The following is a 13,964-nucleotide window of genomic DNA, read 5'->3' on the forward strand; positions in this document are numbered from 1 at the left end:
ATGTTTTTGATGTGATTTTGCTCTAAATTTTATTTGTATCACTGTAAGTTATTGATTTTTAATGGTTGATGTTTTTTTATTTTGTTTTTTTTAGCCATTTGACAGTGGGGGGAATATTTTGCAATCTAGACCTCGAGATTTTTAGGAGCGGTTTGATTGGTTTTATAGTCGAATTGACTCCAAACAAAACAAAAAGGGAACCGAAACGGAATTCCCATTCTAAGAAAAGGCAGTGGATTATTATGAAAAAGACTCTAGTAGCTCTAGCAGTTATGGTTGCAGCTGGTTCTGCAAACGCAGCTATCGAACTTTACAACAAAGATGGCGTAACTGTTAACATGAAGGGCGACGTAGAAGTACGTTATAAGAAAGCAAATGTAAAAGATGCTGATCTAAAGCAGGAAATCGATGATGCTGATTTCGGTTTTGATACTCGTTACGCAATGGATGATACCACTCAAGTAGGTTTCTATTGGGAGTTCTCTGGTGTTGATAAAGATCAAGCTGCTAAATTCGCTGGTGTTAAAAATGTCTATGTTGGTTTCTACAACGACCAGTTCGGCTCTCTAAAAATTGGTAAGTTAGATACTGTACTTGATGATTCAGGTGTTGGTTCAGATTACCTATTCGGTGTTACTTCTTTTGTTAACGATGCTGACTTCAGCGCTGATGAAGCAATTCGTTACGACTTAGATAAGGGTAATTTCTACGGTGCATTTGCTATTGCTCAAGATAAGCAAGACGCAGACAAACTAGGTAAAGATGGTAGCTACATGGACCTTAAATTAGGTTACCGTGTTGCAGACTTCGATTTTACTGGTTTCTACGGTCAAGCTAAGTTTGAAAAAGCATCTGGTACTATCGCGAAAGGCGATAAAGAAGCACTAATGGCATTAGAAGCTGTTTACAAAGGCTTAGAAAACACCACTTTAGAACTAGGTTACTACTCAGTTAAGAACTCTCCAAACACAGGTTCTGATACAACTGATAGCAGCATTGCAGCAGGAGCTGATTACACAATGAATGCTTGGAAATTTGCTACAGGCTTCAGCGTAACTTCTCCTGACTCTGGTGATAAAGTTAATGCATGGTTCCTAAACGCAGGTTACGCAATTGCACCATCTACTACTGCATACGTAGAAGTTGGTGATAACAATAAAGATAACCACGAGCTAGGTTACGGCGTTGGTATCAAAGCATCTTTCTAATCTCTGATTAGTTAACAGCTTATATAAAAGCCACCTCAGGGTGGCTTTTTAGTTTTTATAGTTAGGTAAAATCTATATATTAACTAGTAATCTCATTGCTCTAGTCGGCTCTGGTTTAGTATCGGCGGAAGTGATTTAATAGGTCTAGTTTTAATACATCATTTGGAGAGTATGTATGTGTACCAATAAATTATTTTTATCAGCAACGGTAGCATTAAGTGTTTTTTGGGCTTCGACCGCGCTTGCTTCAGAGGTTATTCCTACGAAAGGTGTCAGTGTATTGATGGTTAATGGTGCTGAAGCAAACAGTAAAATGAAACCAAGTAATCTAAAGCACGGTCAGAATCAGATTGTAGTTGAAATGGATAAAAATATCGGAAAGGGGAGTTCGAACGGTCAGTTTACTTCCGCCCCTTTTGTCATTACGTTTGAAGCGGGTTCGGATGATATAAAAATTAACCACCCTAAAGTACACAGCATTCAGCACGCTGAGCAGGTATTTAAAAATGAGCCTAAATGGCGTCTAACTTCAGCTGGGAAATCAATTGATTACAAGAGTGATGAATTGAAAGGTAAAAAAGGCTTCTTGCCATACTCTGATATGGATGAATTGGTGAAAGAATACAACCAACAAAACGGCATTTATGTTGGCCCAGCAGCCATAACGGTTGCTGCAGCGAGTCAAGTTGAGCCTGCTGTTAAGAGTGCTAGAGCGACACCTAAAAAACAAAAAACAACACAAGCTGCGGCTCACCCACAAGCCTTAGAGCAAATGCAAGCTTGGTATTTAAAAGCGTCTAAGCAAGATCGCAAAGAGTTCCGTAAATGGATGATCGATCAAGAGTGATAAAATAGAACCAGTTGAACTTTAAAAGCGAGCTCCTATGATATTAGGATCTCGCTTTTACTTTTATAGTGATAAGCGACCAAGTTTCTAGTAGGAAGCTAGTGCAGTTTAAAGCCCTTTAATTATTTTCACTTCGCAAACGTTTGCTATAGTTATCCTTATTGATGCCAATAAATTGGCAAGCTACAATCTCGAACCCGAATTGTCCCTCATATAAGACTGTGTAAATATGAAATTCCCTGGCCAACGTAAATCGAAACATTATTTTCCAGTTCACGCTCGTGATCCACTGGTAAGCCAAGCGCAAGTCAGTAAAAAAATGTCGCGCATCCATGTTGTTGGTATCGATCAGACTTTGGTGGATATTGAAGCAAAAGTATCGGATGAGTTCATTGAAAAATTTGGTTTGAGCAAGGGACATTCGCTCGTGATAGATGACCAAACCGCAGAGCAGTTGTATTGCGAACTAAAATCTCAGGGATTGGTGACCAATGAATACGCTGGCGGAACCATCGGTAACACACTGCATAACTACTCAGTATTAGCCGACGACAAGTCTATTTTGCTTGGCGTAATGAGCCAAGATATACAGATAGGCAGTTACGGTTACCGTTACCTATGTAATACATCAAGCCGTATGGATCTTAACCACTTACAAGGGGTTGATGGTGCCATTGGACGCTGTTTCGCCTTGATCAGTGAGGATGGAGAACGTACCTTTGCAATTAGCGAAGGTCAAATGAACCAACTTCAACCGGAAAGCATTCCAGAGTCAGTATTTAAAAATGCGTCCGCGCTTGTTTTGACTGCTTATTTGGTTCGTTGTAAGCCTGGCGACCCAATGCCAGAAGCGACGATGAAAGCGATAGAGTACGCTAAGCAATATGACGTACCTGTGGTACTAACCTTAGGGACTAAATACGTCATTCAAGACGACCCTGAATACTGGCAAGCATTTTTACGTGATCATGTTTCTGTTGTTGCGATGAACGAAGATGAAGCTGAAGCGCTTACCGGAGAAAGTGATCCATTGTTGGCGTCAGACAAAGCGTTAGAGTGGGTTGACCTGGTTCTTTGTACCGCAGGCCCTGTTGGCCTATACATGGCCGGTTATACAGAAGAGAGCATGAAGCGCCAAACAAGTTTACCTTTATTGCCTGGTGCTATCGCTGAATTTAACCAGTACGAATTCAGCCGCCCTGTTAAAAAAGAATGCAGCGAAAATCCAGTCAAAGTGTATTCTCACATCGCACCTTATATGGGCGGGCCTGAGAAGATTAAAAATACCAATGGCGCGGGTGATGCTGCACTATCTGCATTACTGCACGATATGTCAGCTAATCGTTATCACAAAAATAATGTACCAAATTCAAGCAAGCATCAAATTCCATTTTTGACTTATTCTTCATTTTCACAAGTTTGTAAATATTCGAATCGCGCGAGCTATGAGGTACTTGTTCAGCACTCACCAAGACTTTCTCGTGGGTTGCCAGAACGGGAAGATAGTTTGGAAGAAGCGTATTGGGAAAGATAAATTCAATTAGGGGCTATTGATAATAACGCCTTTGTTGAAACAAAAAAAAGAGCGCATTAGGCGCTCTTTTTCTATCAAATTTGATTCTTAAAGAAGGAAGTCTTCTAAAGAGCGACCCGCATCCAGTTGCTCTTGAATAGCAGAAGGAGTACGACCTTGACCAGTCCAGGTTTTCTCTTCGCCATTTAATTCATATTTGTATTTCGCAGGGCGAGGTTCACGCTTCTTTTTCGTTTTAACTTTGCTTTCATTGCCAGACATAGCAGCAATTAAGTCTTCAATAGCGATACCATCTTTGCTTATCATATCGGCATATTCAGCCAGTTTAGCATTACGTTCAGCTTGAGCTGCACGTTCTTCTTCTTCACTGCTGCGACGCTCATCAACAACAATAGTAAGTTTTTCTAGTGCTTCTTCTAAGCTTTCAAGTGGTAATTCACGAGCAAAAGCGCGAAGGCTACGGATATTAAGTAAAGTCTTAGCAAGATCTGACATGGTTATTCCTATCTGAATAATTACGATAACGGCTTAATAATAACAGCGTATAAAAAGAATTCAATATATATGGTTGTAATTGTTCTTTACTGCCAAGTAATAAAATATAATTAAGTGTAAATATAAATTCTCTTTTTCAAGCCAAGATAAAAAACGCGTCAATAGAACTGGTTTTTTTTACTAATAGTGCAATAGGTTTCAGTCTATGAGTTGGTATCATGGTAAAAAAGTGAAGTTTTATGTTGCAAATTTGGTCTCATTCCGTAGAATCGCGCTTACCTGATTTGGGCTTTTTGTTTTTCGTAAACAAACATGTTCAAGGTAGAGGCGCAAGAACCATCAGTATATGTTTTTAGGGTGATACCAGTAAGAAGCATAAAAAGGGGTTGTTGCCGAAGTGGAGTCAGTAATATCAAAGCTCTCCGCTGGGGTTATCTTCGAATAGGGATAACACTGCCATAGTCTATATTGTTGTTAAACTATGGAGCGCTACTGTAGGGCATAGGTGAAGCATCGCTTTCCTTTCGCTTGTTCAACAATAATACCCGCTACTGGGTTATCTGCAGTAGATCTCTAACCAAACATTGGTTTTTGAAGATCATGAATTTAATCGATTTTACATCCTCCTCATTGTCACTTTTACCACCGCTTGTTGCGCTGGGTTTGGCAATAGTTACAAGACGCGTACTCATTTCTCTTGGAGTAGGCATACTTCTAGGTTCTATCCTCCTTAATGATATGTCCTTTTCGAATACTGCTAGCTATATAGCGGATACCGTATCGGGCCTAGTTATATCTGATGGTAGTATTAATAGTTGGAATATGAGTATCGTTGCATTTTTATTATTGCTCGGTATGACGACTGCTTTACTGACCCTTTCTGGAGGCACTCGTGCTTTTGCAGAGTGGGCACAAAAACGAGTCAAAAGTAAACGTGGAGCTAAGTTACTGGCTGCATTTTTAGGTGTTTTTATATTTGTTGATGATTATTTTAATAGTTTAGCTGTTGGCGCTATTTCAAGACCCGTCACTGACCGCTTCTATGTGTCCCGTTCAAAATTGGCGTATATTTTAGATTCAACGGCTGCTCCAATGTGTGTATTAATGCCAGCTTCTAGCTGGGGTGCATATATTATGACGATCATCGGAGGTATCTTAATAACACACGGTATGACGGATTATTCGGCGTTGGGTGCTTACTTACGTTTAATACCAATGAACTTTTACGCGGTTTTCGCTTTATTAATGGTGTTTGCTGTTTCGTGGTTCCAACTTGATGTTGGTGCGATGCGTAAAAAAGAAATTGAAGCGTCGCAGGGCCACGGTTTTAGCGGAAAAAATGATAGCCAAGAAGCTCACGATTTAAATGAAGAGCTGGATATCGAAGAAAGTGATAAAGGTCGTGTTTTAGATTTAGTGCTGCCTATTGTTGCATTAATCGTCGCGACGATTTCTTCGATGATATTTACAGGCGGTCAAGCACTCGCATCGGATGGTATTGCATTTAATTTATTGGGTGCGTTTGAAAATACCGACGTGGGTAAATCTCTTTGTTACGGTGGTGTGGTCGGTTTTGCGTTTGCTCTATTTACTGTGCTTCGCCAAAAACTGCCAGCAATTGAAATTGCAAGAACGATGTGGATTGGTGCTCGTTCTATGTTTGGCGCAATTCTGATTCTATTCTTCGCCTGGACCATCGGTTCTGTTATCGGAGATATGAAGACAGGCGCTTACTTGTCATCTCAAGTACAAGGTAATATTGGCCCACATTGGTTGCCGGTTATTTTGTTCCTTTTGGCTGGACTTATGGCGTTTTCTACCGGAACGTCTTGGGGCACATTTGGAATCATGCTACCTATTGCCGGTGATATGGCTGGCGCGACAGATTTAGCTCTTATGCTGCCTATGTTGGGTGCCGTGCTTGCGGGTTCTGTTTTTGGTGATCACTGTTCACCAATCTCTGATACTACGATCTTGTCTTCGACAGGGGCTCGCTGTAATCATATCGACCACGTTGCCACTCAGCTACCTTATGCTATTTCAGTGGCACTGGTTTCTTGTGTTGGCTTCATTGTGTTGGGAATGACAACGTCCGTTGCGTTATCGTTTTCTGCGGCAAGCATCACCTTTGTGATTGTATGTTTTATCTTGTCTATTCTTGCTAAGTCTAAAGCGAGTAAAGAAGCTGCAATCTAACGCATTTGACGTGCTAGTTACCTGCGAGTGCTAGTGGTTCAATGTTTCGAGAAAGGAGAAGACCATGTCTTTTCCTTTTTTTTTTGTTTTTTTTAATTTGGGGTTGCAAAAGTGCAGTGGCTTCGATAGTGTGAAGTTAACACATGGAGATACTAATTATGCGTAAACAAGCAATGAACATTCATCATCGCCATCATCCTGACTAAGTCTTTCGGGAGGTTTACGTGTAACCGAGAGACAAGGAAAACTCTCGGTGGTTAAGTCCAAATACAAAATATTTAGACCCTCGAGAGACCAGAATCTCTCGGGGGTTTTTTAATTTTATTTATTCGATTTACCGAATTTCGCACAGGGAAAATACAATGCAAACACAACGACTAAGAATTGCAATTCAAAAGAAAGGACGCTTAAGCAAAGAGTGTCAGGATCTGCTTAAAAAGTGCGGTGCTAAATTTAACATCATGGGTGAGCGTCTTGTCGTTCATTCTGAAAACATGCCGATAGACTTGCTACTTGTTCGTGATGACGATATCCCAGGGCTTGTAATGGACGGGGTTGTCGATCTCGGCTTTATTGGTGAAAACGAATTAGAAGAAGTTCGCCTAGAACGTTTATCTCTTGGTGAGCCAGCAGAATTCACGTCTTTACGCCGTTTAGACTTTGGTGGTTGCCGCCTGTCTATCGCTATTGATAAAGACTTGGAATACAACGGCCCACAAGATCTTGCGGGTAAACGCATCGCAACGACTTACCCTCAATTACTTAAACGCTATATGGATGACCAAGGCGTCGATTTTAGTGCTTGTATGCTAACGGGCTCTGTTGAAGTTGCCCCGCGTGCTGGCCTTGCAGACGGTATTGCAGACTTGGTGTCTACAGGCGCAACATTAGAGGCTAACGGCCTAAAAGAAGCGGAAGTTATTTTTCGCTCAAAAGCTGCATTGATCAAACGTGCTGGCGAGTTCGACGCAGACCGAGAAGCCCTTATAGAAAAACTGCTTACCCGTATGCAAGGTGTGATTCAGGCTAAAGAATCAAAATACATCATGCTGCATGCACCTGCTGATAAATTAGAGCAGGTAAAAGATCTTCTACCAGGCGCTGAAGATCCAACTGTATTGCCATTATCTGCAGAACAAAACCGAGTGGCTGTTCACCTTGTGAGTACCGAAAATCTATTCTGGGAAACCATGGAACAACTAAAAGAACTTGGTGCAAGTTCTATCTTGGTATTGCCAATTGAGAAGATGATGGAGTAACACCATGAAAACGTTAGTGTGGCAGTCGTTAAGTAAAGAGCAGCAAAACTCAGTACTAGAGCGACCAGCAATAACCGAAGGCGCGAACATCACTTCCGCGGTTGCAAGTGTCATTGCAAACGTTCAGGAAAATGGTGATAAGGCTCTGCTAGAGTTGACTGAAAAGTTCGACTCGGTCTCTCTGGATTCGGTTCAAGTCAGCGGGCAAGACATTGACGCTGCTTGCGAACGCTTATCCGAAAAAATGAAGTCGGCACTGCAGCAGGCTTATCAAAATATAGCGAAGTTTCACAATGCGCAAAAGCCTCAGCCTTTACGTGTCGAAACTCAGCCAGGAGTCGTGTGCGAGCAAGTTACCCGCTCTATCAATAAAGTGGGTCTTTACATTCCCGGAGGCAGTGCGCCACTTCCGTCTACAGTACTTATGCTGGGTGTGCCTGCTCAAATTGCAGGGTGCCGTGAAGTTGTGTTGTGTTCACCTCCGCCAATTGCTGATGAGATTCTTTATGTTGCAAAGCTTTGTAATATCGACAAAGTATTCAGCGTGGGTGGCGGTCAAGCGATTGCAGCAATGGCGTATGGCACCGAGACCGTTACCAAGGTGGACAAGATTTTTGGGCCAGGTAATGCGTACGTTACTGAAGCAAAACGTCAAGTAAGCAATGATTTCAAAGGCGCAGCCATCGATATGCCCGCTGGCCCATCTGAAGTGTTGGTTATTGCAGATGAAACCGCCGATGCGGATTTTGTCGCGGCAGACTTATTGAGCCAAGCGGAGCACGGACCGGACTCCCAAGTGGTATTGGTGACACCATCTGTGGTGCTTGCTGACCAAGTCACTGATGCTGTGCAAAAGCAATTGGCGCAGTTGTCCCGTAAGGACATTGCGGCGCAAGCCTTAGGATCAAGCTTGATTGTGATTGCAGAATCATTGACTCAATCAATTGCCATCTCAAACTTCTATGGCCCTGAACACCTGATTGTTCAAACCAAGAACCCACGTGAGTTGTTGCCATTGCTTGATAACGCAGGATCTATTTTCTTAGGGGATTGGTCTCCTGAGTCTGCCGGTGATTACGCTTCTGGTACTAACCACGTCTTACCTACTTATGGTTACACTCGCACCTATTCAAGCCTAGGTCTGGCGGATTTCTCAAAACGAATGACTGTGCAAGAGCTCTCTAAAGAGGGATTAAAAAACTTGGCTCCTACCGTGGTTACCATGGCAGAGGCTGAAGGGCTAGATGCGCATAAACGTGCAGTGACAATCCGAGTTGAAAAACTCGCGTTAAGCCAAGATTAGAAGGAATTGCCGTCATGGAAAAATTGGCTAGAAAGCAAATTCAGAAATTGACCCCATATTTGTCAGCAAGACGAATAGGCGGTAGCGGTGATGTTTGGCTGAATGCCAATGAATCTCCGTTTGATAATGACTATAAAGTGAGTTACGACCGCTTAAATCGCTACAGTGAATGTCAACCAGAAGCCTTGATTAGCGCGTATGCAGCCTATGCGGGTGTAAAAAATGATCAAGTGCTGACCTCTCGCGGAGCGGACGAAGGCATTGAACTGTTGATTAGAGCATTTTGTGAGCCAGGTGAAGATGCCATTTTATATTGCCCGCCGACGTATGGCATGTATGCAATCAGTGCTGAAACGATCGGTGTCGAACAAAAAACAGTGCCGCTAACCGCGGAGTGGCAGCTTAACTTGCCTGAGATACAGAATAACTTAGAGAATACAAAGTTGGTGTTTGTTTGCAGCCCGAACAACCCGACAGGCAATGTAATTAACCGCAAAGATATTGAAGCGCTGCTTGATATGACGACAGATAAAGCCATCGTCGTTATGGATGAGGCGTATATCGATTTTTGTCCTGAAGTATCAACCGTTGATCTGTTAGAACGTTACCCTAACTTAGCGATATTGCGCACGATGTCTAAAGCGTTTGCTTTAGCGGGCTTACGCTGTGGTTTTACGTTAGCCAATAAAGAGCTGATTAACGTGTTACTTAAAGTGATTGCGCCTTATCCTGTGCCTATCCCTGTGGCAGATATCGCAGTTCAGGCGCTCTCGGAAGCGGGCTTAGCTCGAATGAAGTATCAATCTCTGGAACTGAATGCAAACCGCGCTTACTTACAAGTGGGCTTAAGCATGCTAGAGGGAGTTGAGGTTTTTGAAGGGTGGGGCAACTACCTGTTAGTCAAATTTACTAACGGTGATGACATATTCAAAGCGGCGTGGGAGCAAGGCATTATTCTGCGCAATTCACCGATTGAAAACTGTGTCCGTATTAGTGTCGGAAACAGAGACGAGTGTGAAAAAACCGTCGCGTTTATTCGTAACTTATTATCAAAAAATGTCGCTTAAGCAAGGAAGTCGTAGTGAGTACACAACAAAAAATTCTATTTATTGATCGCGATGGCACATTGATCGTTGAGCCACCAGTAGATTTTCAAGTAGATCGCTTGGATAAGCTGAAATTTGAGCCATTGGTTATTCCAACATTGCTTGCTCTGCAGGATGCTGGTTATCGTTTAGTGATGGTAACTAATCAAGACGGGCTCGGGACAGACAGCTACCCACAAGCCGATTTTGACGCGCCTCAAGATATGATGATGGAGATCTTTGAATCTCAAGGCGTTAAATTTGATGACGTGCTGATTTGCCCACACTTTGACGAAGATAATTGCTCTTGCCGTAAACCAAAATTGGGCATGGTAAAAGAGTACCTGCAAGGTGGTAAAGTCGATTTTAAATCATCGGTGGTTATTGGCGATCGTGTTACCGATCTTCAACTGGCAGAAAACATGGCCATCCGTGGTATTCAATATCACCCTGAAACCATGAACTGGCCTGCGATACTTAAAGATTTGACGGTCAACGCACGTACTGCTGAAGTGGTGCGAACCACTAAAGAAACCGACATTCGCGTTGCTATTAACTTGGATGAATCTGGCGGCAACGAAATTAACACAGGCATGGGCTTTTTCGACCACATGCTGGATCAAATTGCTACCCACGGCGGTTTTCAAATGAAAGCAACCGTGAAAGGCGATTTACACATCGATGATCACCACACTATTGAAGATACAGCGCTGGCTCTAGGGCAGGCACTAAAAGAAGCGCTTGGTGATAAGCGTGGAATTGGTCGTTTTGGCTTCAGTTTGCCTATGGATGAATGCTTGGCGCAATGTGGCTTGGATTTATCTGGCCGCCCATACTTAAAATTTGATGCTAAGTTTAGCCGTGAGCAAGTTGGGGACTTATCTACCGAAATGGTGGAGCACTTCTTCCGTTCGCTGACTGATACTCTAGCGTGTACCTTGCATTTGTCTTCTTTTGGCGATAACGATCACCACATCATTGAAAGTCTGTTTAAGGCATTTGGGCGCACACTTCGACAGGCGATCAAAGTGGAAGGTACTGAGCTGCCGAGTAGTAAAGGGGTATTGTAATGTCTGTTGCAAACCAAAAAGTTGTCATTATCGACACTGGCTGCGCTAACGTTTCATCGGTCAAATTTGCGATTGAACGTCTCGGTTGCCAAGTTGAGATATCGAAAGACCCTAAAGTAGTACTTGCCGCAGATAAGCTCTTTTTGCCTGGTGTCGGTACCGCCAGTGAAGCAATGAAAAACCTCGCTGAACGCGACCTCATTGAGTTGGTCAAGCAAGTAGAAAAACCGCTACTGGGTATTTGCTTAGGTATGCAATTGCTTGGCAAACAGTCGCAAGAAAAAGGCCAGGCGGCGAATGAGCAAGTTGAGTGCTTAGGTTTGTGCGACGGAGAAGTTCGCTTAATGGAAACCGGCGACTTACCTCTGCCTCACATGGGGTGGAACACCGTTAAAGCTTTACCTGACCACCCTTTATTTAAAGGCATCGATGCTGGTGAATACTTCTATTTCGTCCATAGCTTCGCAATGCCAGTGGGTGAGTATACTATCGCGCAGTGCAACTATGGCGATGCGTTTACTGCCGCTCTGCAAAGCGGAAACTATTACGGGGTTCAATTTCACCCAGAGCGTTCCAGTAAAGTTGGCTCGAAGTTAATACAGAACTTCTTAGAATTGTAGAGAAAGCAGTGCTAAGGCCCCGCATCGCGGGAGGTGAAGGCAAAGTGATAAAACAAAGTGGCGTATTTTTAATGCCTTTTGGCCTTCATCCTATCGCCTTCTTTCGCCTGCACATAAAAGGATTTTTATGATCATCCCAGCATTAGATTTAATTGAAGGTCAAGTGGTTCGCCTATTTCAGGGCGACTACGGGCAAGTAACCGAATACAAAGTAGATCCAGCAGAGCAGTTTAATCTGTACCACCAAGCGGGGGCCAATTGGCTTCACCTTGTGGATCTCACTGGCGCAAAAGACACCTCAGCACGTCAACTAACCTTGATCGCTAAGTTACTCGCAAGTACGCCAGCTAACATACAGATTGGTGGCGGCGTGCGCAGTGAGCAAGACGTGATTGATCTACTGGAAGCCGGCGCTCAACGCGTTGTGATTGGCTCTACGGCAGTAAAACAGCCCGAGCTTGTGAAAGGTTGGATGCAAAAGTACGGCGCAGAGAAAATCGTGCTGGCTTTGGATATCAATATTGATAGCAACGGCATCCGCAATGTTGCGGTTTCGGGTTGGCAAGAAGACTCAGGCGTCACCATTGAGGCTTTACTGGAAGATTATCTCACGGTTGGCTTAAAACATGTCCTGTGTACTGATATTTCTCGTGATGGCACATTAACAGGCTCAAACGTAGAGCTGTATGTTGACCTTTGCCGCGAATACCCACAAGTTCAATTTCAATCATCCGGTGGCATTGGCAGCTTGGCGGATATTGAAGCATTAAAAGGCAGCGGTGTCGCGGGCGTGATTGTTGGCCGAGCATTACTTGATGGTAAATTTAACGCACAGGAGGCTTTTGCATGTTGGCAAAGCGAATAATTCCTTGTTTAGACGTTCGTGATGGACAAGTGGTTAAAGGCGTTCAGTTTAGAAATCACGAAATCATTGGCGACATTGTACCGCTTGCAAAACGTTACGCTGAAGAGGGTGCAGATGAGCTGGTATTTTATGATATTACCGCCTCTAGTGATGGTCGTGTGGTCGACAAAAGCTGGGTTGCTCGTGTCGCGGAAGTCATAGACATTCCATTTTGCGTTGCTGGTGGTATTAAAACTGCCGAAGACGCCTCTCGAATTTTAGAGTTCGGTGCAGATAAAGTGTCGATTAACTCTCCAGCGCTCGCAAAACCAGAGTTGATAACAGAGCTTGCCGATAAATTCGGTGTGCAGTGTATTGTTGTTGGAATTGACTCCTACTTTGATAAAGACACTGGCAAATATCAGGTTTATCAATTTACCGGTGATGAAGCGAGAACTAAAGCCACGAAATGGGAAACCAGTGATTGGGTTCAGGAAGTACAAAAACGTGGTGCTGGCGAAATTGTGCTAAACATGATGAACCAAGATGGTGTGCGTAATGGTTACGATATTGAGCAGTTAAATATGGTTCGAGCTGTTTGCAACGTTCCGTTGATCGCATCAGGTGGCGCAGGTGCTATGGAGCACTTTGCTGAAGCATACAAAAAAACAAATGTAGATGGTGCATTAGCTGCATCCGTATTTCACAAGCAAGTGATTAATATCGGTGAACTGAAGCAGTACCTGAAAGCACAAGGTGTGGAGATACGATTATGAGTTTTCAAATTGAACAAATAGATGCATTAGCAAAACGCATCGACTGGAACAAAGTGGATGGCCTTGTCCCTGCGATCGTGCAGGACTATCAATCAAGCCAAGTATTGATGATGGGCTACATGAATTCAGATGCGTTAAGTAAAACCGCTGATACGGGGAATGTGACGTTTTTCTCTCGTACCAAGGAGCGTCTTTGGACAAAAGGCGAAACATCGGGCAACGTATTACAACTTAAAAACATCGCCTTGGATTGCGACAACGATACCTTGTTGGTTAAAGCAGAGCCTATTGGCCCAACGTGCCATACAGGAACGACTACCTGCTTTGATGCCGACAAGCAAGAAGAGTCTCAGATGGTGTGGCTTCATCAACTTGAGCAGCTACTGGCTGCCCGCAAGAGTGCCGATCCAGACTCTTCCTACACCGCTAGTTTATATGCCCGTGGCACCAAGCGTATTTCGCAAAAAGTGGGCGAAGAAGGCGTTGAAGTTGCGCTTGCGGCGACGTCGGGTGACAAGGCGGAGCTAGTCTGCGAGTCAGCTGATTTGATCTATCACTTGATGGTATTGCTGCAAGACCAAGGCTTATCAATGAATGATGTGATTAATAAGCTGAAAGAAAGGCACAAATAGAGCGGTTAAGGGTAGAAGGGCTATGCCCTACAGGTTACAGGAATAGGAAAGCAAGTGATGGCGACGAAGTTGACAAGACGCCATTCACTCACAAT

Annotated in this window: 13 protein-coding genes, 1 riboswitch and 1 other annotated feature; of the genes, 12 read left to right on the top strand and 1 reads right to left on the bottom strand. The window is 43.4% G+C overall.

Translation table 11 applies throughout. From position 1 onward, the window contains the following. The first annotated feature begins 242 nt into the window (after positions 1-242). From QWZ04_RS18840 to QWZ04_RS18850, 3 genes are all read left to right on the top strand, one after another. A complete protein-coding gene (locus QWZ04_RS18840; RefSeq protein WP_290329779.1) occupies positions 243-1,208 on the top strand; it encodes a porin in 966 nt (321 codons plus the stop codon). Between the two features lie 175 nt (positions 1,209-1,383). After that, positions 1,384-2,055, top strand: coding sequence for a YccT family protein (locus tag QWZ04_RS18845; protein WP_290329780.1), 672 nt, complete (start codon positions 1,384-1,386; stop codon positions 2,053-2,055). 229 nt (positions 2,056-2,284) lie between these two features. Continuing rightward, the gene (locus tag QWZ04_RS18850) at positions 2,285-3,589 is read left to right on the top strand and encodes an inosine/guanosine kinase (protein WP_290329781.1); all 1,305 of its coding nucleotides are present in this window, start codon (positions 2,285-2,287) and stop codon (positions 3,587-3,589) included. Between the two features lie 87 nt (positions 3,590-3,676). On the opposite strand, the gene QWZ04_RS18855 is transcribed toward QWZ04_RS18850, so the two are convergent. Next, positions 3,677-4,084: an H-NS family histone-like protein gene (locus QWZ04_RS18855; protein WP_290329782.1), complete on the bottom strand. Its 408-nt coding sequence runs from the start codon at positions 4,082-4,084 to the stop codon at positions 3,677-3,679. A gap of 314 nt (positions 4,085-4,398) precedes the next feature. Further along, positions 4,399-4,584, top strand: a riboswitch (Lysine riboswitch). A 100-nt stretch (positions 4,585-4,684) separates the two neighbouring features. On the opposite strand from QWZ04_RS18855, the gene QWZ04_RS18860 reads away from it, so the two are divergent. The 9 genes from QWZ04_RS18860 to hisIE all read left to right on the top strand — a co-directional run bounded on the left by QWZ04_RS18860 (position 4,685) and on the right by hisIE (position 13,869). Further along, positions 4,685-6,280 carry a Na+/H+ antiporter NhaC family protein gene (locus QWZ04_RS18860; protein ID WP_290329783.1) on the top strand — a complete coding sequence of 532 codons (1,596 nt, stop codon included), beginning with the start codon at positions 4,685-4,687 and terminating at the stop codon, positions 6,278-6,280. Between the two features lie 181 nt (positions 6,281-6,461). Then, positions 6,462-6,600, top strand: a sequence feature (His leader region). Positions 6,601-6,642: 42 nt separating this feature from the next. Beyond that, positions 6,643-7,539 (top strand): ATP phosphoribosyltransferase, encoded by an 897-nt coding sequence (gene hisG, locus QWZ04_RS18865; RefSeq protein WP_290329784.1) that lies wholly within the window; start codon positions 6,643-6,645, stop codon positions 7,537-7,539. Positions 7,540-7,543: 4 nt separating this feature from the next. Then, positions 7,544-8,842 (top strand): histidinol dehydrogenase, encoded by a 1,299-nt coding sequence (gene hisD / locus QWZ04_RS18870; protein ID WP_290329785.1) that lies wholly within the window; start codon positions 7,544-7,546, stop codon positions 8,840-8,842. A 14-nt stretch (positions 8,843-8,856) separates the two neighbouring features. Beyond that, positions 8,857-9,909, top strand: a complete 1,053-nt coding sequence (gene hisC, locus QWZ04_RS18875) for a histidinol-phosphate transaminase (protein ID WP_290329786.1) — start codon at positions 8,857-8,859, stop codon at positions 9,907-9,909. Between the two features lie 14 nt (positions 9,910-9,923). Further along, positions 9,924-10,997 carry a bifunctional histidinol-phosphatase/imidazoleglycerol-phosphate dehydratase HisB gene (gene hisB / locus QWZ04_RS18880; protein ID WP_290329787.1) on the top strand — a complete coding sequence of 358 codons (1,074 nt, stop codon included), beginning with the start codon at positions 9,924-9,926 and terminating at the stop codon, positions 10,995-10,997. Then, entirely contained in the window at positions 10,997-11,617 is a 621-nt protein-coding gene (gene hisH / locus QWZ04_RS18885) for an imidazole glycerol phosphate synthase subunit HisH (RefSeq protein ID WP_290329788.1), read from the top strand. Before hisB ends, hisH begins: the two co-directional genes overlap by 1 nt. 127 nt (positions 11,618-11,744) lie before the next feature. Then, positions 11,745-12,482 (top strand): 1-(5-phosphoribosyl)-5-[(5-phosphoribosylamino)methylideneamino]imidazole-4-carboxamide isomerase, encoded by a 738-nt coding sequence (gene hisA, locus QWZ04_RS18890; protein WP_290329789.1) that lies wholly within the window; start codon positions 11,745-11,747, stop codon positions 12,480-12,482. Beyond that, positions 12,464-13,237, top strand: coding sequence for an imidazole glycerol phosphate synthase subunit HisF (hisF, locus tag QWZ04_RS18895; protein ID WP_290329790.1), 774 nt, complete (start codon positions 12,464-12,466; stop codon positions 13,235-13,237). The genes hisA and hisF overlap by 19 nt, the downstream gene beginning before the upstream one ends. Further along, on the top strand, positions 13,234-13,869 hold the full coding sequence (hisIE, locus tag QWZ04_RS18900; protein WP_290329791.1) for a bifunctional phosphoribosyl-AMP cyclohydrolase/phosphoribosyl-ATP diphosphatase HisIE: 636 nt from the start codon (positions 13,234-13,236) through the stop codon (positions 13,867-13,869). The genes hisF and hisIE overlap by 4 nt, the downstream gene beginning before the upstream one ends. Positions 13,870-13,964: the final 95 nt, after the last annotated feature.

The organism is Vibrio tapetis subsp. quintayensis, assembly GCF_030409945.1.
Classification (GTDB): Bacteria; Pseudomonadota; Gammaproteobacteria; order Enterobacterales; family Vibrionaceae; genus Vibrio; species Vibrio quintayensis.

What these genes read in the sequence shown, in the direction of transcription:
- hisD (WP_290329785.1), top strand. Translation starts at nt 7,544, where the DNA reads ATGAAAACGTTAGTGTGGCAGTCGTTAAGTAAAGAGCAGCAAAACTCA.
- QWZ04_RS18860 (WP_290329783.1), top strand. Translation starts at nt 4,685, where the DNA reads ATGAATTTAATCGATTTTACATCCTCCTCATTGTCACTTTTACCACCG.
- QWZ04_RS18850 (WP_290329781.1), top strand. Translation starts at nt 2,285, where the DNA reads ATGAAATTCCCTGGCCAACGTAAATCGAAACATTATTTTCCAGTTCAC.
- hisH (WP_290329788.1), top strand. Translation starts at nt 10,997, where the DNA reads ATGTCTGTTGCAAACCAAAAAGTTGTCATTATCGACACTGGCTGCGCT.
- hisA (WP_290329789.1), top strand. Translation starts at nt 11,745, where the DNA reads ATGATCATCCCAGCATTAGATTTAATTGAAGGTCAAGTGGTTCGCCTA.
- QWZ04_RS18845 (WP_290329780.1), top strand. Translation starts at nt 1,384, where the DNA reads ATGTGTACCAATAAATTATTTTTATCAGCAACGGTAGCATTAAGTGTT.
- QWZ04_RS18840 (WP_290329779.1), top strand. Translation starts at nt 243, where the DNA reads ATGAAAAAGACTCTAGTAGCTCTAGCAGTTATGGTTGCAGCTGGTTCT.
- hisF (WP_290329790.1), top strand. Translation starts at nt 12,464, where the DNA reads ATGTTGGCAAAGCGAATAATTCCTTGTTTAGACGTTCGTGATGGACAA.
- hisC (WP_290329786.1), top strand. Translation starts at nt 8,857, where the DNA reads ATGGAAAAATTGGCTAGAAAGCAAATTCAGAAATTGACCCCATATTTG.
- hisIE (WP_290329791.1), top strand. Translation starts at nt 13,234, where the DNA reads ATGAGTTTTCAAATTGAACAAATAGATGCATTAGCAAAACGCATCGAC.
- hisG (WP_290329784.1), top strand. Translation starts at nt 6,643, where the DNA reads ATGCAAACACAACGACTAAGAATTGCAATTCAAAAGAAAGGACGCTTA.
- QWZ04_RS18855 (WP_290329782.1), bottom strand. Translation starts at nt 4,084, where the DNA reads ATGTCAGATCTTGCTAAGACTTTACTTAATATCCGTAGCCTTCGCGCT.